Below are 20587 nucleotides of genomic sequence, written 5' to 3' on the forward strand. Positions count from 1 at the left end.
CGATGGTCATCGTGATCATTGGGATCCTTGCTGCCGTGGTGGGGCCGCGTTTTTTCGATAGACGGGTCTTCGACGAGCGCATGTTCTACGAAGAATCCCTGGCAGCCGTGCGTTATGGGCAGAAGCTGGCCGTGGCCAGCGGCTGCCTGATCCAGATCGGCCTGGATGGCAACGGCTACCGCCTGCGACGCGCCGACAACTGCACCAGTGGAGCCTATGGCACTGAGGTTCAGGGGCCGGATGGGCAAACTCCCTTCGCCGGCACCGTACCCAATGGTGTGAGCGTTTCGGCAAGCACCTTTCCCGTGGTGTTCGACTCGCAGGGTCGCCCGTCGGCCGCGGCGAGCGCCACCCTCGGTGCCTTCACCATCAGCGTGACGGCCGGTACCGGTATGGTGCAATGAGCCGCCAGGCCGGCATGACCCTGGTCGAACTGGTGATCACCATAGTGATCATCGGCATCGCAGCGGCCGCGCTGTTTAGCGCCATGGCGGCCATTACCGGGCGTTCGGCCGATCCCTTGCTGCGTCAGCAGAGTCTGGCTATTGCCGAGTCGTACCTAGAAGAGATTCTTCTGCAGCCGTTTCTTGACCCGAGCAATGCCGTGTGCCCGACACCACCGGCCAGTCGGGCCACTTACGACAACGTCTGCGACTATAACGGCGTCAATGACAATGGCGCCCGCGATGCGCGCGGTCAGGCCATCGCTGCTCTGGCAGGTTATCGCGTACAGGTGTCGGTCGTGCCTCAGGCCTGGGCCGGTTTAGCGGCGACCAATGCGCTCTACGTGCAGGTAATGGTGACCGATCCAGCCGGCCAAACGCTGCAGCTTGGCAGCTACAGGACGCGTTACTGATGCGGCGCCTGCGTGCATTCACCCTGGTCGAACTGGTGATGGTCATTGCCTTGTCGGGGTTGGTGGCGCTGATGATCAGCACCGTACTGTCGCGGCCGCTTGAGGGCTTCGCCGGGCAGAGCAGCCGGGCGATCCTGGTGGACCAGGCCGCTGGCGCGCTGAATCGCATGAGCCGCGATGTGCGTCTTGCCATTCCTAATTCACTGCGTGTCTCGGCCGATGGTCAGGCGGTGGAGCTGTTGCTGATCCATAGCGCGGCGCGTTATCGGCCCAACCGAGTCGGCGGCGAGGGGCTGAGCTTCTCCACTGCGGCCGCCGGTAGCTGTGGCAGCTCGACTGTCGGTGGGCGCTGCGACAGCGTGCAGGTACTGGATGCCGGCATCAATCCGGCCGGTGCCAACTGGATGGTGCTGTACAACGTTGGCGCCGTGTCGGGTGGGGTCCCCGAGCCGGGCAGTAACGTCTGGGGTGGGGGTAATCCAGGGGTGATCACCCCTATCGGCACTACCTTCAACGTGGTCAACGCCGCTCCGGCGGGAGAGAGCCAGATCATTCTGGGCAACCTCCCAGCCAGCGGTTTCCAGTTCGCCTTTGCCTCGCCGCAGCGGCGTCTCTATCTGGCACAGACGGTCGTGGGCTATCGCTGCAGCGGCAACCAGCTGCTGCGCTACAGCTACAACCAGCTGCTGGCGGCGATTCCGAATGTACCGCCTGCAGGCTCCAATCCGCAGCCTGTGGCTGCCAACGTCGCCAGTTGTAATTTCGTCTATCAGCCCGGCAGCACCCAGCGCTCTGGGTTGCTGGCCCTCAATCTGCAGCTCAGCCAGGTCGGCGAGAGCGTGCAACTGATGCAGCAGGTCCATGTCGACAATGCGCCCTGAGTCCATAAGCCGACAGCAGTCTGGCTTCGGCCTGGTGGCTGCCATGTTTCTGATCATAGTCGTGGCGTTGGTGATCGCTGCCATGTCTCGTCTGTCGTCCGCGCAGCACGGCACCAGCAGCTTGGCCATCCAGCAGGCGCGGGCCTATCAGGCGGCGAGATCGGGTCTGGACTGGGGTATCACCCAGGCTATAAATGCCGGTAACTGCGCCGCAGGCAATCCTAGTTTGGCGGGTGGCAACCTGAGCGACTTCACGGTGGTGGTGGCCTGCAGCAGTGCCGGCTATACCAATGAGCTGGGGACGGCCATCACCATCTTCCGTTTCACCGCCACTGCGCAGAATGGAACACCTGGAGGCCGTCCCGACTATGCCTACAGGCAACTGACCGCCACGGTGGAGCGATAGCCAGATGCACAAAGCCTTGCATTACTGTGTTCTGGTCCTGAGCTTGCTGGCGAGTGGGCTGGCCCAGGCTGTCACCTATACCTTCCGAAACTCGGATACTTTCCCTAGCCCTACCAGCCCGGCCATCTGTTCCGGATCCTGGAGCAAGAGCGGAAGCACCTTCACCTGTAGCGGCAACCTCACTCTGGCATCCGGTGACGTGCTGGCAGTGCGTACGGCGGGTGGCGAGGCGCTGGACGACATCACGGTGATAGCTACCGGCACGATAAGTCTGACCAGCAACACTGTGGGGACATCCAGCAAGAGCATCAGCCTGCGGACCACCTCAGGTAATCTGAGTTCGACGGGCAACACCACCATTAACGGAGGGGTACGCTCCGACAGTGGTGCCATAAACCTGAATGGTGCCGATCTCAACGGTTCCCTGCAGTCCAGCAGTGGTTCGATCACATTGGTCGATACGTCCGTGAGCGGAACGCTGACCAGCAGCGGCCCCAACAACCTCACTACCAGCAGCATTGCCGGTGCCGCAAGTATCTCCGGTACGCTGACAACTTCGTCAGCGACCTTCGGCAGCACGCTGACAACCACAGGCACGACAACGCTCTCGGGCGGCAGCGTGACAGGCGCTGCTCAGATTAACGCGGCGCTCGATGCGACAGGCACTAGCTTCGGCGGTAACGTGACGACCACCGGGGCGGGCACCTTTTCAGGCGGCAGCGTCGGCGGCAATCTGCAGTCATCTGGAAATATCACCTCGACCAATGGCACGGTATTCAATGGCACGCTGACCAGCACCAATGGTGCAGTCAGTCTCACCGGCGGCAGCGTGACCGGGTTGGTGCGCAGCGGTTGCTGCCAGGTCACCACCAACGGCACCAACCTGGCGGGTGGCGCACGCTCTGATTCGTCGGGAATCAGCATCACTGGCGGGACGATCGCCGGTGCCTTTTACGCCAATAACAACGCTGCCACTTTCTCCGGTGTGACCATGACTAGCGGCACGGTCAGTGGTGCCAGCACTGTGACCTTCACCGACAGCTCGCTGGGCAGCGCAGAAAGCAAGGTCACCGTGACCTCCGTCAGCGGTGCGGTGAGCCTGAACAACACCACGGCGTTCGGCGATTTCACCGCACCTAATTACTCGACCATTAACGTCAACAGCCCGAGCACGGTGACCGGAACCTGTCTGCCCAACTCCACGCCAGCCAACGCCTGCAACGCCAGCGTGACCCCGGTGTGTTTCACCGACAATTTCAATCGCAGCAGCCTGGGTAGCGACGACTGGGTGGTAACCAGCCGCAGCGGCAGCTTCGGCACTCCGCGTATAGTCAACAATCGCCTGCGCCTGACGGACAGCTCGACCAACGTGGCCACCGCCGCCACCCTGCAGCGTTTGCTGCCGGCCAACAGCAACTACGTGCAGGTGCAATTCACCTATAACGCCTACGGTGGCAATGGCGCGGACGGCGTGGCGGTAGTGTTCTCCGATGCCAGCATCACCCCGCAACCCGGCGCCTTTGGCGGCCCGCTGGGCTATGGCACCAAGGGAACCTCCGATACCACGGGCTTCGCTGGCGGCTGGCTCGGTGTTGGCATCGACGAGTACGGTAACTTCTCCAACGAAGGTGGCCCTGGCTCCGTAGGGGCCAGGCAGGATTCTGTGGCCATGCGCGGGTCGGGTTCGGGCACCACCGGTTATCGCTACCTGACGGGGACCGGCACACTTACTCCAGGCATCGATGTGTCGGGCAGCACGGCCGGTCCCGCACATATCTATCGCATCACCCTGGATAGCACCGTCCCCGGCAAGACCATGGCCCGGCTGGAGCGCAAGGTGGGTACCGGCAGCTTCGCTACGCTGATTCCATCGTTCGACGTTCGCGCCGCGACCAATCAGGCCGGTATCCCCAGCGACTTCTACCTGTCGTTGACGGGCTCCACCGGCAGCGCCTACAACATCCATGAGCTGGACGATCTGCAGATCTGCGCCAGCAAGATGAACTCCATAGGTGCGCAGGTCGATCACTTCGAGTACGTCTATTCCGGCAGCGCGCTGACCTGCAATCCGCAGACGGTGACCATTAAGGCCTGCCAGAACACGAGTTGCTCCACGCTATACACCGATCCCGTGAGCGTGACCCTGACCCCGACAGCGGGATGGACGGCGAACGCCCCGGCGACCATGGCTGGCGGAAACGTCATCACCTTCTCCGGGGGCACCGCCACCGCGCAGCTGCGCAGCGGAGCGGGGGACGTGGTGGTTGGCGAGTCGAGCTCCGTACCCTCGGTGCGGCCATTCAGCCAGCGGGTCTGCTCGACCAGCGGCTGCAGGATCACCTTTGCCGACACTGGTTTTCTGATCACTGTCCCTGACCTGATTGCCGGCAAGGAGGCCGAGGCCACCATCCAGGCCGTGCGCAAGTCGGACAACGCGGCGGTCTGTGTGCCGAGTTTCGACAGGGTGACTCGCGATGTGCGCCTCAATGCGACCTACAGCGATCCGACCACGGGCACTAAGTTGGTAGTGATCAACGGTACCGTTATTACCACTACGACCGTAGCCGCTGCCGCATCGGCTACGCCGACTACTTTCAGTCTGTACTTCGACGACAAGAGCATGGTCAGTCCGAAACCGAAGGTGCGCTATAACGACGCAGGACTGATGAGGCTGAATGCTTCCCTCGTCGATAGCCCAGCGAATCCAGTGATCGCCGGCACCGGCCAGTTCGTCAGTAGACCCTACGGCTTATGCATCCTCACGGGATCCCAGGCCGGGACTGATTATTCGGCAAGCTCTCCGGTACTGGCCAACGTAAGGGCAGGCGACCTGTTCAATGTGCAGTTCCGCCCTGTGATCTGGACCAGCCAAACCGATGCATCACCACCCTTAATGGCGGACAACATTTGCTGGGACAAGAACGTTCCACCAAATCCGATAGAGGGGACCCCAAACTACCAGCAGACTGCCGTGCCATTAGCTTTGACGATTCTGGAGCCAGCCGGCGGTCGGGTGGCCGACATCTTTGGAGCCGATACTGCTCTACAAGACCCATACAAATATGAACATCTGCGCGCCTCTAGCAGCACACCCGATGCCCCCACCACGATTGCCCGCTCTATCGATGAGGTAGGCGTCTTTCGGCTGACAGCTACACCACCTACGTATCTCGGCGCATCAATGAGTCATGCTGTGAGCCAAAGCGGTCGCGTTGGGCGTTTCATTCCCGCTTATCTAGAACTGTCTGGTGATGCCGCGCTGACGCCTAGTTGCGGCCTCTTTAGCTACCAAGGGCAAGCAATAAGCTTTGCGGCCAACCAGCAGCCGAGGCTGACGGTAACCGGATACAGCAGGCTGAAGCACGTGACGCAAAACTATGATCGCGGAGCGTTCTGGCGCCTGCCAACGCCGGCCCGTGACAACTATGTCTCGGTGATCAGCAACCGTAGCGGATTGAATGCGCGTCTGACCCAGCAGGGGACATTAACCACGTCCGTCATCGATAACACCGTAGGTGACGGTCTGAAGATTTTTTCCTGGGCAGGCGAGCAACTGGTCTATGGCTTAACCAATCCAGCCAGCCTTCCAGACGGCAATGATTACCCGGTGGCTGCTGCTGTCAGGCAGGGGTTTTCGATTGAGGCGCTAAAGGACGCCGACGGGGCATGTTATATGGCCGACAGCACGGTCTGCAGCGCCTATAGCTTCGACTTCGGCGGCAGCGATATACGTCTGGGGCGCCTGCGCATCGGCAATGCCAGTGGCTCGGAATTGCAGAGCCTGAGCCTGCCCGTGACGCTGGAGAGCTGGCAGAACATCGCTGGCGGCAGTTTCCAAGTCGAGGCTGGGGACACCTGTACCCTTTTAGGAGCAGCGACGTTGGACAGGCATAACGGCAACCTGGGGGTCGGAGAGACGACGCCGACGACAGGGCAATTGGCGGCAGGCCGCTGGAACATATCGCTGAGTGCTCCCGGGGTCGGCAACGACGGCAGCGTGCAAGCCAGTTTTCCCACTGCTTCGACCTGGCTGCGCTATCCCTGGGATGGTGTGAGTCGCACCGAGGCGCGTGGTCTCGCCAGCTTCGGTACCTACAAGGGCGCGACCCCGTTGATCTTCCGCCGCGAGCTGTATCGCTGACCAGCATCGGTGCGGCCTGCACCAGAACTGAACGTGCCGTCAGGAAGCAGGGCGGGAGGAAAGTCGGGGCCGAAGTGCTGCGCTGTCGCCTCTCGAAGCTTGCCAGGCCGGCAAAATACGGCCTTGGAAAGCAAAAAGGCCGCCTCTAAGGACGGCCTTTTGCCTGGGGTGTAAAAGAGGGGATTCCCCGGCCTGCCTGTACCAAGGTCCCCAAAACTGGAGTTACCTGATACTAAGCATGAGGTGTGCCAGTTTTATTACGGCGCGCATTTGGCTGGTTTCCCTGCTGTCAGAGCCCCTCAGCAAGGCCCGGAATTGGTGAGCGGCGCACAGCAGAGGTGCATGCAGGGAGCGGGTTGTGAGCGCGGGCACGCCTGCTGCCCGACGGTCGCGCGGGTGGGCGGGGAGATGGCTAGTCTTAGAGGGTCCCTCGTAGTCGGAAGTCGGGCATGAGTCGATTCCCTGGTATCGCGTTGCTGGTCGCCCTGCTTCTGGGAGAGCAGGCGGTGGCCGAGCATCTGCGGCTCACCGGCGACTCCTGGCCTCCCTTCACCGATCAGCGTCTGCCCAACAACGGCCTGGCGGCGGATCTGGTGAGCACGGCGCTGCAGCGCGCCGGACATACCACCGAGTACGTCGAGGTGCCTTGGGCGCGGGTGTTGCGCGGTCTGCAGCAGGGCGACTACGACGTGATAGTGGCCGCCTGGTACAGCGCCGAGCGCACCCAGTTCGGGCTGTTTTCCGATCCCTACCTGGTCAACCGCATTCGCTTCCTGCGCCGCGCCGGCATGCCCATCGAATACAGCGGGCTGGATAGCCTGCAGCCGCACAGCATCGCCGTGGTGCGTGGCTACAGCTACGACGCGGCCTTCGATGCCGCTCAGGGGCTGAGCAAGGTGCCGGTGCTGGAGTTTGCCATGGGCGCGCGCATGCTGGCGGCCGGGCGGGTGCAACTGACCCTGGAAGACGAATTGGTGGCGCAGTATCACCTCAATCGCGACCTGCGCGAGGTGCGTGATGCGGTGGAGTTCGTCGAGGTGCCGTTGAGCGAGAACGGCCTGCACATTCTGGTGCGCCGCAGCCACCCGCTGCACCAGCAGATCGTCCGCGAGTTCAACGCCAACATCGCGGCGATGCGTGCGGACGGCGGCTACCGGCGCATCTTCCAGCGCCATGGTTTGGCCAGCGGCGATTAGCGCGATTCCCTCTCTCGGATAGGGTGCCCGGAGGGCGGGTGAGGGAATCGAGTGTAGATGGATCATCCCGGCCCTCGGCTTTGGCGTCCTGTGTCGGCTTAGCGCCCTCACCCTGCGCGGGCCGCCCCAACCCTCTCCCGGAGGGAGAGGGGGCAAAACCTCAGAGCATCCGCACGCGCACCGCGCGCCCCTTGATCTTGCCGCTCTGCAGGCGCTGCATGGCCTGCTTGGCGAGGTCGCGATCCACCGCGACGTAGGCTTGATAGTCGAAAATGGCGATCTTGCCGACCTTGTCGCCGGGGATGCCGGCATCGCCGGTCAGCGCGCCGAGGATGTCGCCGGGGCGCAGCTTGTCCTTGCGCCCGGCGGCCAGACACAGGCTGTGCATCGGCGGCAGCAGCGGCTCGCCCTTGTCCTTCAGCTCGCCGAGCAGTTGCCAGGTCAGCGGGCTGCCCTGCAGCTCCTCGATGGCCTGGGCGCGGCTGGCCTCGCTGGGCGCTACCAGGCTCACGGCCAGGCCCTTCTCGCCGGCGCGGCCGCTGCGGCCGATGCGGTGGATATGCACCTGGGCGTCGCGAGCCAGCTCGACGTTGATCACCAGCTCCAGGCCGGCGATGTCCAGGCCGCGGGCGGCCACGTCGGTGGCCACCAGCACGCTGAGGCTGCGGTTGGCGAACAGGGTCAGCACCTGATCGCGGTCGCGCTGCTCCAGGTCGCCGTGCAGGGCGGCGGCGGAGATCTTTTCCGCCTCGAGGATCGCCGCCAGCTCGTCGCACTGCTGGCGGGTGGCGCAGAAGGCCACCGCCGGCTGCTTGCGGAAGTGGCGCAGCAGGCGGATCACCGCCTCCATGCGCTGCTTGCCGTCGATCTCGTAGAAGCGCTGCTCGATCTGCCCGTCGTCGTGCAGGGCCTCCACCTGTACCCGCTCGGGATCGCGCAGGAAGCGCGCGGCCAGCTGCTCGATGCCGGCCGGGTAGGTGGCGGAGAACAGCAGGGTCTGGCGGCGCGCCGGGGTCTGCTCGATGACCTCGGCGATGCTGTCGAAGAAGCCCATGTCGAGCATGCGGTCGGCTTCGTCCAGCACCAGGGTATTGAGGCCGTCGAGCTTCAGGGTGCCCTTGCGCAGGTGCTCCTGGATGCGCCCCGGGGTGCCGACGACCACGTGGGCGCCGTGCTCCAGCGAGCCGATCTGCGGGCCGAAGGGCACGCCGCCGCAGAGGGTCAGGATCTTGATGTTGTCCGCCGCGCGGGCCAGGCGGCGCAGCTCCTTGGCCACCTGGTCGGCCAGCTCGCGGGTCGGGCACAGCACCAGCGCCTGGCAGCCGAAGAAGCGTGGGTTCAGCGGGTGCAGCAGGCCGATGCCGAAGGCCGCGGTCTTGCCGCTGCCGGTCTTGGCCTGGGCGATCAGGTCGCGGCCCTTGAGGATCAGCGGCAGGCTGGCGGCCTGGATCGGCGTCATCTCGGCGTAGCCGAGGGCGGCGAGGTTGTCGCGCATGGCGGCGGACAGCGACAGGGAAGCGAAGGCGGTGGTCACGGGGCGAACCTGGCGGGGAGGGCGGGCGCGAAGTGTAACAGGCCGCGCCGTCGCGCTCCCGCCGCGCCGATCAGACGCTGCGCTTGAGCTCGGCGATGTGCGCGTCCTTGTCTTGCCACAGCCGGCTGACCCAGGCCTGCACGTACTGGCGGAATTCGGGATCGTTCTCGTAGTCGCCGGCCCATAGGGTTGGGTCCAGCTCGTGGGTGCGGATGTCCATGATTACCTTCGGCACCTGGCCGCTGATCAGCTTCCAGAAGCCCGGTGGGCGCTGGCCCGGGTAGACCAGGGTGACGTCGAGCAGGGCGTCGAGCTGCGGGCCCAGGGCCGCCAGGGTGAAGGCCACGCCGCCCGCCTTGGGCTTGAGCAGGTGCTGGTAGGGCGAGCCCTGCTGGGCCTGCTTGAACGGGGTGCAGCGGGTGCCTTCCAGGTAGTTGACCACCGTCACCGGCAGGTCCTTAAAACGCTCGCAGGCGCGCTTGGTGATCTCCAGATCCTTGCCGGCCATCTGCGGGTTTTTGGCCAGGTAGGCCTTGGAGTAGCGCTTCATGAACGGATAATCGAGAGCCCAGAAGGCCAGGCCGAGGAAGGGCACCCAGATCAACTCTTGCTTGAGGAAGAACTTGAAATAGGGAGTCCTGCGGTTGAAGGCCTGCACCAGCGCCGGGATGTCGACCCAGGACTGGTGGTTGCTGACCACCAGGTAGGAACGGTCGCGGCGCAGGCCCTCGCCGCCGCGGATGTCCCACAGGGTCGGGGTGAGCAGAGCGAAGATCAGCTTGTCGATCTCGGCCCAGGTTTCCGCCACCCACATCACCCCGCGCGAACAGGCGTTGCGCAGGCGCTTGCCCGGCAGCACCAGCTTGAGCAGGGCGATCAGCAGCAGCGGGCCGATCAGGATCAGGGTGTTGAGCAGCAGTAGCAAGACCACGCTGCAGGCGGTGAGCAGTCGACGCATGGGGACTCCTTGTCGCGAAGTGTGCCCATGATAACTGGCGGGTCGCGCCCGCGAGCAACGCCGTCGGCGGTAAAAATGCCTTGATGGCAATGTGCCTTGTCGCAAGCTGGCGTATTCTTGATTTCAACAAGAACGTATCCCTCCGGTCTTCCATCGTGCTCAAACGTATCGCTGTCGCCGAGCTGCGCATCGGCATGTATATCCACGAGTTCTGCGGTTCATGGATGGACCATCCGTTCTGGAAAGGGCGCTTCCTGCTCGACAACGAGCGCGATCTGCAGCGCGTGCGCGACAGCGACGTGCACGAGCTGTGGATCGACGTCAGCAAGGGCCACGATGTGGCGCCGGGGCAGGCCAGCCAGAGCGTCGCCGAGGTCGAGGCGGAAGCCGAGGCGCGGCTGCTGGCTGCCGACAGCCGCACGCCGCCGGCCCGCACCAGCCTCGACCAGGAAGTGCAGCGGGCGATCAAGCTGTGCTCGCAGGCCAAGGCGGCGGTGGTGGAAATGTTCAGCGACGCGCGCATGGGCCAGGCCATCGCCATGGAGCATGTGGCCACGCTGGTGCAGGAAATCTCCGATTCGGTGCTTCGCCACCCCAACGCGCTGATCAGCCTGGCGCGCCTGAAGACCTCCGACGAATACACCTACATGCACTCGGTGGCGGTGTGCGCGCTGATGATCGCCCTGGCGCGCCAGCTGGGCATGACCGAGGAGCAGGTGCGCGAGGCGGGCGAGGCGGGCCTGCTGCATGACATCGGCAAGATGGCCATTCCCGACGCCATACTCAACAAGCCGGACAAGCTCACCGATGCCGAATTCGGCACCATGCGCGGCCACCCCGAGCAGGGCACGCGGATGCTGCTGGACTGCCGACAGGTCAGTGCCCTGGTGCTCGACGTGTGCCTGCACCACCACGAGAAGTTCGACGGTTCGGGCTACCCGCACCGCCTGGTCGGCGAGCAGATCAGCCTGTTCGCGCGGATGGGCGCGGTGTGCGACGTGTATGACGCGATCACCTCGGACCGCCCGTACAAGAAGGGCTGGGACCCGGCCGAGGCGATCCGCAAGATGGCCGAATGGAAGGGCCACTTCGATCCGCAGATATTCCAGGCCTTCGTCAAATCGGTGGGCATCTACCCGGTCGGCGCCTTGGTGCGCCTGGAGAGCGGCCGCCTCGGCGTGGTCCTGGAGCAGCACGAGAAGTCGCTGCTCACGCCACGGGTCAAGGTGTTCTTCTCCGCCCGCTCCAAGCTGCCGATTCCCCAGGAAGTGCTCGACCTGGCCAAGCTGGCCGGGCGCGACAAGATAGTCGCGCGCGAGTCAGCCGAGGACTGGGGCTTCAAGAACATCGAGGAACTCTGGTCCGGCATTCCGGCCAGCAAGGGCTCGATCTTCGGCTGACCCTGCGCCGCCGGCACGCATAGGCACATCAACCCTCCCTCTCTCCTGTGGTGGTGGCCAGCGCTACCGCCCGTTGGCCTGTGCGCGCCTGTTCGCCCAGGCGAACGAACGGCGAACGCTGACCGCGCAAAGTGCCGAGCCTGTCCCCGAGGCGCCGCCTTGCCGAGGGGGCACGGCTGGCCACCAGCGCGGAAGTCGGTGGCGTAATCCTTCAGGAACGAGGAACACACCATGCACCAGATATCGCTCGCCACATTGCTGGCCCTGCTCTGCTCCGCCACTTTGCTAGCTGCCGGCCCCTGCCACGCCAATACCGATGCGGAGCGTTCGACCGCCGGGGAGCGGGCGCCGGGCAAGCCGCACCAGCCGACCTCCATCAACGCGCCGCGGCAGCCCTAGGAGCCCTCATGTCGAGCAGATTGTCCGTACTGCTGGGCGCACTGCCGCTGCTGGCCTGGGCCTCGCTGGCCCAGGCCGGCGACGGCGCCCGGATGTTCGAAGGCGCGCCCTTCTATGCCCAGTACATCGTCGATTACTGGCGCCAGCCCTCGATGGCCGTGTCCGCCAATCCGTCGCTCCAGGCGCCGGGCCGGACCGTGAAAAAGACCCACACCGGTGGCGGCCCGACCCAGGGCCCCGGGGTGGTTGAGCTGCGCGCCAAGCTGGCACGCCTGCAGGGCGAGCTGCTGCGCCATCCGCTGCTGCGCGATCCACGAGGTTTCAGCATGACCGCCAGCGGCTCCATGGGGCCGGTGCGCGGCGGGCCGATGCCGGTGCCGGCAACCGGCGGCGTGGGTGTCGGTGCCTACCCGCTGAACCTCGATGACACGGCCACCCGTCGTGGTGCCGATGGCCGCTACCACACGCCCGGCGAGGCGTCGTTCCTCGAAGTGCGGGCCAACGAGCTGGACGACCTGGACGGCCGCCAGCCGATCGGGCGCTGGAACGACATCGCCATGGTCAATCGCGGCGACGGCTACATGCTGGTGCTGAACAACAGCGGCCGACCGCTGTTCCTGGCCAACCCGCCGTATGGCTACAAGGTCAACCCGCAGCTGCTCGACCCCAGTCGGCCGGCGGGGGAGATCCAGTTCCTCACTGCGCGGGTGTCCAGCCAGTGGCGCGGCGTTCCGCAGAAGCAGATGGACCCGGCCGGCACCATCGGGCGGATGATCGGCGTGCTGTTCCTTACCGACTGGAAGGCCCTGCTGCGGGAAATCGAACCTTCGGCCCGCTAGCGAACGCTGCGCGAACGCTGCGCTGGAAAATGGGCGTGGCAGGCGGTGCTTCCGTGTCGGGAAGCTGGAATCAGGGGAGCGCCGCCTGCTCTTTCGGTAAGTGAAACGGTGACAAGGATGAAAGACTTGCAGTATCAGGCCTGGCCCGTCAGCTCCGCGCTGACCGCCCGGCTGCTCGCGGCGGAGCCCGAGTTCATAGGTCTGGAACGTATTGCCGGGCCGGCCGGCGATGGTTACCTGCGGGTGACCGCGGTGAGCGCCGACGGCCTGCACGTGGTCGGCATGCTGGCCGATCCGGCGGATGCGCTGAGCCTGCGCGCGTTCGTCTGGACCCGCGCCGGCGGCCTGCACAAGCTCAATGGTCTCAACGGTGGTCGCTACAGTGCGGCCGAGGCCATCAGCGCCTACGGCCGAGTGGTGGTGGGCACCGCCGAGGATGGCGATGCCGAGGGCGCCGACCGCGCCTTCCGCTGGACTCGTCAGGGCGGCATGCACAACCTCGGCGCGCTCAACTACGGACGCTACTCCCAGGCCTACGCCTGCAGCGCCGACGGGCTGGTGGTGGTGGGCGATGCCGCCGACGGCGCCATCGGCCATGCCTGCCGCGGCTTCTACTGGACCTTCGCCAGCGGCATGCGCAGCCTGGGCACCCTGAGCGGTGGCCTCAGCAGCCACGCCTGCGCGGTGAGCGCCAATGGCCGGGTGATCGCCGGCTACGCCGACGACGGCGCCCGCGACAACGCGCGTCGCGCCGTGCGCTGGACCGAGCAGGATGGCCTGCGCAGCCTGGGCACGCTGAACGGCGGCCACTACTCGATGGCCACGGCGATCAGCGCCGACGGCAGCACCATAGTGGGGGTGGCCGCCGACGGTCATGCCGGCGAGGCCCTGCGCGCCTTCGTCTGGCGCGAGGAGACCGGCATGCGCAGCCTCGGTGGCCTGAACGGCGGCCTGGTCTCACGCGCCAACGCGGTCAGTGCCGACGGCACGGTGGTCGTCGGGGTGGCCAGTGACGGCAGCGCCGACGATGGCGAGCGCGGCTTCGTCTGGACCGCCAGCGGCGGCATGCGCACGGTCGAGGCCTGGCTCTACGAGAATTCCCTGGCCGCCGCCGCGATGCCGGTGGTGCAGGCCACCGGCATCAGCGCCGATGGCCAGCTGCTGGTCGGCCAACTGGAGGGCGAGCGCGCCTTCATCGCCAGCGTGCGCCCGCGCTGGCCCCAGCCCTGAGTTCGGGCGCCAGGGACGGCGCCCACCCTTGCAACGCGTGTCACGGGCAGACAGGGATGTCGCCCACCTATTCCAGGAGTTCGCCATGTACGAGTGGTTGATCGCCGGCGGCCTGCTGCTGGTATACCTCAGCGGCCTGTATGTCGCCGGGCCGGTCCGGCGCGATTGACGCCATACGCGGCATGCGGCACCGTGCCCGGCAGTCACCGCCAGCCCCGCACGGAAGCCATGCCGCACATCCTTATCGTCGAAGACGAAGCCGCCATCGCCGACACCCTGGTGTTCGCCCTGCAGGGCGAGGGCTTCACCACCACCTGGCTCAACTTGGCCGAGGCGGCCCTGGAGTTCCAGCAGCGCACCCCCGCGGACCTGCTGATTCTCGATGTCGGCCTGCCCGACATCAGCGGCTTCGAGGCGTGCAAGCGGCTGCGCCGTTTCTCCGAGGTACCGGTGATCTTCCTCACCGCCCGCGATGCCGAGATCGATCGGGTGGTGGGCCTGGAGATCGGCGCCGACGACTACGTGGTCAAGCCGTTCAGCCCGCGCGAGGTGGCGGCGCGGGTCAAGGCCATCCTCAAGCGCATGGCGCCGCGTGCGAGCGAGCCGGCCGTTGCCGATGGCGGGCTGTTTCGCGTGGATGCCGAGCGGGTACAGATCCACTACCGCGAGCAGCTGCTGGTGCTGACCCGGCACGAATTCCGCCTGTTGCAGGCGCTGCTGGCGCAGCCGGAGCGGGTGTTCGCCCGCGAGCAGTTGCTCGATGCCCTGGGCGTGCCGGCCGACGCCGGCTACGAGCGCAATATCGACAGCCACATCAAGAGCCTGCGCGCCAAGCTGCGCCAGGTGGCCCCCGACGCCGAGCCGATCCAGACCCACCGCGGCCTGGGCTACAGCTACAGCCCGCGCAGCGCCTAGCCAGCGAGCAGCGCCTCGGCGTCCAGGCGGTCCTGCGGGTCGGCGCTCGCGGCCTGTTCGGCCAGCAGTTCAGCCAGCGCCGCGCGGTGCGCCGCCGTCGGTTGCCAGCGCAGGCGCGTCATCGCCAGGCGCAGGTGCCAGGCGTCGGCGCCCAGGTAGGCGGCCAGTTCATCGGCCTGCGCCAGCAGCGTCGCCACCTCCTCCTCGCGCCCCAGCGCCAGCAGGGCCTCGACCCGCAGGCGCAGCAGCTCCGGCATCAGGTAGCGGTCGGCGCGGCGCTCGGCGATCTCGCCCAGGCGTTCGGCCTCGCGCACCAGCTCGGCATGCCGGCCGAGGCGCAGCAGGGCGTCGAGCTGCAGGGTGCCGAGCGTGACCTCGATGCTCGACATGGACTGGCGATTGCCGGCCACGCCGCGCTCGATATCCGCCATGCCGCCGGCATCGCCCTGGGCCACGCGGGCCCAGCCGGCCATGACATCGGCGATGTCGTGCCACACCTGCAGGCCGTTGCGCTGGCATAGCTCGATGGTTTCAGCGGCCATCGCGGCGACCCGCTGCGGGTCGCGGCGCAGGAAGTGCAGCATCGAGGTGAACACCAGCGAATAGCAGATGGCGTTGGCGAAGCCGCCGGCGCGGGCGTCCTCCAGCAGCTCCTGGCAGACCGTCTGCGCGCGTTCGGCCTGGCCGGCGATCCACAGGCCGAGCAGCAGGTAGTTGCGCGCGTTGATCAGCGGGTCTTCGCCGTAATCGTGCAGGCACTCCAGGCGCACCTCGGGCTTGCAGTTGGCGATCATCGCCTCGGCCAGCGCGCGGGTCTCGCGCAGCGGGCGGCCCCAGAAGGAGCCGACCAGGCAGCAGTTCTGGCCGATCAGTAGGTGCACCGGGCGGCCGGTGCGCTGCGCCGCCTCCAGCACCTGCTGGCCCAGCTCCAGCACGCGGTCATGGGTCTGCTCGGAGCCGGCGCCGCCCCAGATGCCGAACAGGGTGCGGAAGCGCAGCTCGGGATCCTCGACCTGGGCGCCGAGCGCATGGGCGCGGGCGAAGGCCGCCAGGGTGGCGCTCGCGCCATAGCCCTCGGCGGAGTTGAGCACGGTGCCGAGGGCCAGTTGCAGCTCCAGCTCCAGGCGGTCGCGGCTGGCCTCGGCCGGCAGCTCGGCCAGGCATTCGAGGGCGCGCTGCAGGCATTCGGCGGCCTCGCGGTTGGCCGAGATGCGCCGCGCGTTGTTGCTCGCCTGCTGCCAATAGGCGATGGCCTCGGTGTGCTGGTCGGCCTCGCCGAGGTGGTGGGCGACCTGGGCCGGCGCATGCTGGGCGCGGGCCGGGAAGCGTTCGAGCAGCACCTCGACGATGCGCCCGTGGGTGCGCCGGCGCTGGGCCCTGGGCTGCGACAGGTAGGCGGCCTGGTGGATCAGCGCGTGCTTGAACTGGTACAGGGTCTGCTGGCTGCCGGGGTTGACCAGGCCACTGCGCAGCAGCTCCTGGAGTCGTTCGTGCAGTTGAGCCGGCTCGCCGTCGTGCAGCGCTTCGAGCAGCTCGATATGGAATTCGCGACCGATGCTCGCCGCCAGCTGGGCGACGGCCCGCGCCGGGCCGAGGCGGTCGATGCGCGCCATCAGCAGGTCGTTGAGGGTCAGCGGAATGCTTTGCAGGCGGTCGTCACGCGCGCCCCACTGCACCAGCTCCTCGATGAACAGCGGCACGCCGTCGGCCAGGGCGAGCACGCGCTGCAGGTCGCCCTGGTCTATGTCGACCTGCAGGCGCGAGGCCATGCTGCGGGCCAGGTCCTGGCTCAGGTGCGGCAGGGTCAGTTGCTGGGCGCCGGCCTCGCGCCAGGGCAGGCCGGGGAACTCGGGGCGCGCGGTCATGAGGATCAGCAGCGGACGCTGCTCCGGCTCGCGCAGCAGGCGATCGAGCAGCTGCAGGGTCGAGGAGTCGGCCCAGTGGGCGTCTTCCAACACCAGCAGCAACGGCTGGCGCGGGTTGGCGCGGACGATGGTCAGGAGGATCTCCTGCATGCGCTCGCGCCACACCTCGCCGGGCATCGCCGCCACCGGCGAGCCTTCCGGCAGCGGCAGGCCGAGCAGGTCGGCGACCAGATCGTGGCTCTGTGGCTCGAGGCCGAACACCCGCAGCACTTCGCACAGGTGGGTGTAGCGCTGCGCGGGGCTGGTGCCGGGCACGAAACTGGCCAGGCTGCGGATCAGCTCGGCGCAGGGAAACAGCGGGTCGCTGCGGTGCTGTTCCAGGCAGCGCAGTTCCACCTGGCGGCCGGGCAGGGTGGCCGGCAGCCGCTTGCTCAGCTCATGCACCAGGCGCGACTTGCCGACCCCGGGGTCGCCGCTCAGCAATAGGCCCTGGCCGCGTCCCTCGTCGTGTACCTGCTGCCACAGGTCGAGCAGGCGCTGCAGCTCCTGGTCGCGCCCCACCAGCGGGGTGAGCTGCGGCTGCACGGCGAGACGGTGACGGGCGCCGCTGACCACCTCGGCGCGGTACAGGGTGCCGGTGCTGGCGCCCGGGCCGGCCAGGCCGCGGTGCAGTGGCAGGCAGCGGAAATAGCCCTCGACCAGGCGATGGGTGACGCCGCTGAGGACCACCTGCTGGTAGTCGGCGTGCTGGCGCACCTGCACGGCGATGTCCGAGGTGAAGCCGGTGGCATCGGGAATCTGCTGGCCCGGCGCGGTGACGATCTGCCCGGTGTGCAGGCCGCAGCGCACCTGGGCCGGCTCGCAGGCGGCGGCCAGCGACAGGGCGGCGAGCACGGCCATGTGCGCGGCGTCCTCGCGGGCATGCGGGTAGCCGAAATAGGCCAGCAGGCCGCCGCCATGGGCCTGTACCACGTGGCCGCCATGGGCGCGGATCACCTGCATGCACTGGGCCTGCGGTGCGCCGAGCAGGGCCAGGGCCTCCTCGGGGTCGGCGCAGCCGGCGACGGATATCTCGCAATACAACACGGTGACCTGGCGCAGCTCGGCCGGCGGTGGCGGCACCGCCACGGCGCGGGCTTCCGGCGCTGGCGCCGCGGGCTGCAGCTTGCCGTCGCGGATGCGTTGCTGCAGCTCCTGGCAGTCCTTGCTCGGGTGTACGCCCAGCTCCTTCCACAGCTGGTTGCGGAAGCTCTCGTACTGCGACAGCGCCGCCGCGCTCTGGCCGTTGCGCGCCAGCAGGCGCATCAGACGCAGCTGGCCGCTTTCCTGCCAGGGATCCAGCTCGACCAGGCGGCGCGCGTGGGGCAGGGCGCGCTGCAGTTCGCCGCGCTGTTCGAACAGGTTGCTCAGGTGCTCCAGCAGGGCCAGGGCGTGGCAGCGCAGGGACTCGCGCTGCAGCAGCAGCCAGTCCTCGAAGTCCGGGCAGTCCGGCAGGTCGAGGCCGGCAAGGAAGTCGCCGCGATACAGCGCCGCCGCCTCCTCCAGCTCGGCGATGCAGCTCGCGCACTGCTGGCAGGCCGGATGGCTGGCGCAGCGCTGGGGCTCGCGGCGAAAGCGCAGCACGTCGATGTGGCCGTCGGGGAGGAAGCGCAGGCTGTTCTTGCTGGCGTCGAACAGTTCCAGGCCGGTGGGGGTTTCCAGCACCCGGCGCAGGTCGGACAGGGTGCGCCGCAGGTTGCCGCGCCAGGTCTCGCTGGGGCTGGACTCCCAGAGCAGGGCGGCGAGCGTCTCGCGGCTGTGTTCGCGATGGTGCTCCAGGCTCAGGTAGGCGAGCAGGGCGCGCATCTTGTCGTAGTTGAAGCCTTCCAGCGGCTGTTCATGCCAGGAGGCGGCAAAGCTGCCGAGCAGGTTCAGGGCGAACGGCTGGGTAGGGCTGGCGACGTTCATGTCAAAGCTTTCCCGGCCAGGGCGGCGCGGGCTCGGTGGCGAGTGGGGCAGATCCGGTTCGGTTGTGCGGTATGCTGGCCTTGTCGTTCGAGTGTGCCGATGCCTGCGGGCAATGGTCGGCCATGACCGCGGCATCATTCTGCCATCGAAGCCCACGGCCGCCCAGCCTGGCTGACCGTTCGGCCAACCTGTCACAGGGACGTCACCATGCACCACAGCCCCAAGCCACATCCGGGAGGGCGGCCATGCCGCTAGGCGTTCGCATCTTCCTGGTGTACTTCCTGTTCGTCGGCCTGGCCGGCTGGTTCGTGCTCAGCACGGTGATGGACGAGATCCGCCCCGGCGTGCGCCAGTCCACCGAGGAAACCCTGGTGGACACCGCCAACCTGCTGGCCGAGATTCTGCGCGACGACGTGAAGCACGCGCGCCTGCAGCAGAGCCGCTGGCCGGAGCTGCTCAAGGCCTACGGTCTGCGCCAGCCGCAGGCGCAGATCTGGGGCGTGCAGAAGAGTGCGGTGAGCCACCGCATCTACGTCACTGACGCCAAGGGCATCGTCCTGCTCGACTCCAGCGGCGTCGCCGTCGGCCAGGACTATTCGCGCTGGAACGACGTGCTGCTGACCCTGCGCGGCGAGTACGGCGCGCGTTCGACCCGCGAGGACCCGGCCGACGAGAACAGCTCGGTGATGTACGTGGCGGCGCCGATCAAGGACGGCACGCAGATCATCGGCGTGGTCTCGGTGGCCAAGCCCAACCAGTCGCTGCAGCCCTATATCGAGCGCTCCCAGCGCCGCCTGGGCTGGCTCGGCGCCGGGCTGATCGTGCTCGGCCTGCTGATCGGTGGCGTGCTGTCCTGGTGGCTCAGCGGCTCGCTGCGCAAGCTCACCCGCTACGCCCAGGCGGTCAGCCAGGGTCAGCGCGCCGAGCTGCCGGCCCTGCGCGGCGGCGAGCTGACCCAGCTGGCCCAGGCGGTGCAGAAGATGCGCACCGAGCTGGAGGGCAAGGCCTACGTCGAGCAGTACGTGCATACCCTGACTCATGAGCTGAAGAGCCCGCTGGCGGCGATCCGCGGCGCTGCCGAGCTGCTCGAGAGCGACATGCCCGCCGAGCAGCGCCAGCGCTTCGTGGCCAATATCGCCAGCGAGGGCGCACGCCTGCAGCAGCTGATCGAGCGCCTGCTCAACCTGGCCCTGGTGGAACAGCGCCAGGGCCTGGAGGAGCGGGTGGAGGTGGAGCTGCACGATCTCGCCGACGGCCTGCTGCAGGCCCAGGCCGCGCGTATCCAGGCAGCGGGCCTGAGGGTCGAGAACCACATCGCCGCCGGCCTGGTGGTGCCCGGCGAGCGCTTCCTGCTGCGCCAGGCGCTGACCAACCTGCTGGACAACGCCCTCGACTTCACCCCGCCCGGTGGCGAGCTGCGCTTCAGCGCCGAGATCGCCGAGGGGCGCGTGGAGCTGGCGCTGTTCAACCAGGGCGAGGCGATTCCCGACTACGCCCTGCCGCGCCTGACCGAGCGCTTCTATTCGCTGCCGCGCCCCGCCAGCGGGCGCAAGAGCACCGGCCTGGGACTCAACTTCGTGCAGGAGGTAGCGGCGCTGCACGGCGGCGAACTGGCCCTGAGCAACGTACCCGGCGGCGTGCGCGCCAGCCTGCGCCTGCCGCTGGCCTGAACGATTCGCGAACGCTGCGCCGCCAGGCTGCGGTTCCCGACTGCAGCGGCCCCTGGCCGCTGCACCATTCCAGGAGCCGCGCCGATGATTCGTCCACTGTTCACCACACTCACTCTCGCCTGCCTGCTGAGCGGTTGCACCGGCTCCGGGCAGAACGCCCTGCTCGGCGATATGCTCAGCCGCGCCATGCAGGAAACCTCCCTCAGCGGTACCGACCAGGGCCTGGCGGTCAAGGCCGTGCAGGTGGCGGCGCAGAGCGCCGGCAACCGCGAGCAGAACAGCGCCGCGCAGGGCGGGGTCCCGGCGCCCAGCGCCGAGCCGGCCGCCGAAGACGCGGAGGTCTGGTAGTC

The 20587-nt window shown here is 67.2% G+C and carries 17 protein-coding genes; 14 read left to right on the plus strand and 3 right to left on the minus strand.

Annotation, left to right across the window (positions count from 1 at the left end; translation table 11 throughout):
- The first annotated feature begins 2 nt into the window (after window positions 1–2).
- From OH686_RS14405 to OH686_RS14430, 6 genes are all read left to right on the plus strand, one after another.
- Window positions 3–404, plus strand: coding sequence for a prepilin-type N-terminal cleavage/methylation domain-containing protein (locus tag OH686_RS14405; protein WP_502942739.1), 402 nt, complete (start codon window positions 3–5; stop codon window positions 402–404).
- The gene (locus tag OH686_RS14410) at window positions 401–856 is read left to right on the plus strand and encodes a prepilin-type N-terminal cleavage/methylation domain-containing protein (protein ID WP_289533467.1); all 456 of its coding nucleotides are present in this window, start codon (window positions 401–403) and stop codon (window positions 854–856) included. Before OH686_RS14405 ends, OH686_RS14410 begins: the two co-directional genes overlap by 4 nt.
- The gene (locus OH686_RS14415) at window positions 856–1737 is read left to right on the plus strand and encodes a PulJ/GspJ family protein (RefSeq protein WP_289533469.1); all 882 of its coding nucleotides are present in this window, start codon (window positions 856–858) and stop codon (window positions 1735–1737) included. Before OH686_RS14410 ends, OH686_RS14415 begins: the two co-directional genes overlap by 1 nt.
- Window positions 1738–1780: 43 nt before the next feature.
- Window positions 1781–2143 (plus strand): hypothetical protein, encoded by a 363-nt coding sequence (locus OH686_RS14420; RefSeq protein WP_289533471.1) that lies wholly within the window; start codon window positions 1781–1783, stop codon window positions 2141–2143.
- A gap of 4 nt (window positions 2144–2147) precedes the next feature.
- Window positions 2148–6284: a DUF6701 domain-containing protein gene (locus tag OH686_RS14425; RefSeq protein ID WP_289533472.1), complete on the plus strand. Its 4137-nt coding sequence runs from the start codon at window positions 2148–2150 to the stop codon at window positions 6282–6284.
- Between the two features lie 449 nt (window positions 6285–6733).
- Complete coding sequence (locus OH686_RS14430) at window positions 6734–7480, plus strand: substrate-binding periplasmic protein (protein ID WP_289533474.1); 747 nt, start codon at window positions 6734–6736, stop codon at window positions 7478–7480.
- Window positions 7481–7640: 160 nt separating this feature from the next.
- Here the strand turns inward: OH686_RS14430 and dbpA are convergent, their stop codons facing one another.
- Entirely contained in the window at window positions 7641–8975 is a 1335-nt protein-coding gene (dbpA, locus tag OH686_RS14435; protein WP_502942814.1) for an ATP-dependent RNA helicase DbpA, read from the minus strand.
- A gap of 109 nt (window positions 8976–9084) precedes the next feature.
- Window positions 9085–9972: a 1-acylglycerol-3-phosphate O-acyltransferase, YihG family gene (gene yihG / locus OH686_RS14440; protein WP_289533477.1), complete on the minus strand. Its 888-nt coding sequence runs from the start codon at window positions 9970–9972 to the stop codon at window positions 9085–9087.
- A gap of 155 nt (window positions 9973–10127) precedes the next feature.
- Here yihG and OH686_RS14445 point away from each other — a divergent pair, with 155 nt between their 5' ends.
- From OH686_RS14445 to creB, 6 genes are all read left to right on the plus strand, one after another.
- Complete coding sequence (locus OH686_RS14445; protein ID WP_289533478.1) at window positions 10128–11372, plus strand: cyclic di-GMP phosphodiesterase; 1245 nt, start codon at window positions 10128–10130, stop codon at window positions 11370–11372.
- A 231-nt stretch (window positions 11373–11603) separates the two neighbouring features.
- On the plus strand, window positions 11604–11771 hold the full coding sequence (locus tag OH686_RS14450) for a hypothetical protein (protein ID WP_289533480.1): 168 nt from the start codon (window positions 11604–11606) through the stop codon (window positions 11769–11771).
- Between the two features lie 8 nt (window positions 11772–11779).
- Window positions 11780–12610 (plus strand): hypothetical protein, encoded by an 831-nt coding sequence (locus OH686_RS14455; RefSeq protein WP_289533481.1) that lies wholly within the window; start codon window positions 11780–11782, stop codon window positions 12608–12610.
- A gap of 117 nt (window positions 12611–12727) precedes the next feature.
- A complete protein-coding gene (locus OH686_RS14460) occupies window positions 12728–13840 on the plus strand; it encodes a hypothetical protein (protein ID WP_289533483.1) in 1113 nt (370 codons plus the stop codon).
- A 28-nt stretch (window positions 13841–13868) separates the two neighbouring features.
- Complete coding sequence (locus OH686_RS14465; protein ID WP_289533484.1) at window positions 13869–14009, plus strand: hypothetical protein; 141 nt, start codon at window positions 13869–13871, stop codon at window positions 14007–14009.
- Window positions 14010–14068: 59 nt separating this feature from the next.
- Complete coding sequence (creB, locus tag OH686_RS14470; protein ID WP_137974783.1) at window positions 14069–14755, plus strand: two-component system response regulator CreB; 687 nt, start codon at window positions 14069–14071, stop codon at window positions 14753–14755.
- On the opposite strand, the gene OH686_RS14475 is transcribed toward creB, so the two are convergent.
- A complete protein-coding gene (locus OH686_RS14475) occupies window positions 14752–18567 on the minus strand; it encodes an AfsR/SARP family transcriptional regulator (protein WP_289533487.1) in 3816 nt (1271 codons plus the stop codon). The genes creB and OH686_RS14475 overlap by 4 nt on opposite strands.
- A gap of 245 nt (window positions 18568–18812) precedes the next feature.
- Here OH686_RS14475 and creC point away from each other — a divergent pair, with 245 nt between their 5' ends.
- Both creC and OH686_RS14485 read left to right on the plus strand, forming a co-directional pair.
- A complete protein-coding gene (creC, locus tag OH686_RS14480) occupies window positions 18813–20237 on the plus strand; it encodes a two-component system sensor histidine kinase CreC (protein ID WP_289533489.1) in 1425 nt (474 codons plus the stop codon).
- 84 nt (window positions 20238–20321) lie between these two features.
- Window positions 20322–20585, plus strand: coding sequence for a hypothetical protein (locus OH686_RS14485; RefSeq protein WP_289533491.1), 264 nt, complete (start codon window positions 20322–20324; stop codon window positions 20583–20585).
- The last annotated feature ends 2 nt before the right edge of the window (window positions 20586–20587 follow it).

Origin of the sequence: Pseudomonas sp. SO81, from assembly GCF_030374125.1 — a bacterium.
Classification (GTDB): domain Bacteria; phylum Pseudomonadota; class Gammaproteobacteria; order Pseudomonadales; family Pseudomonadaceae; genus Aquipseudomonas.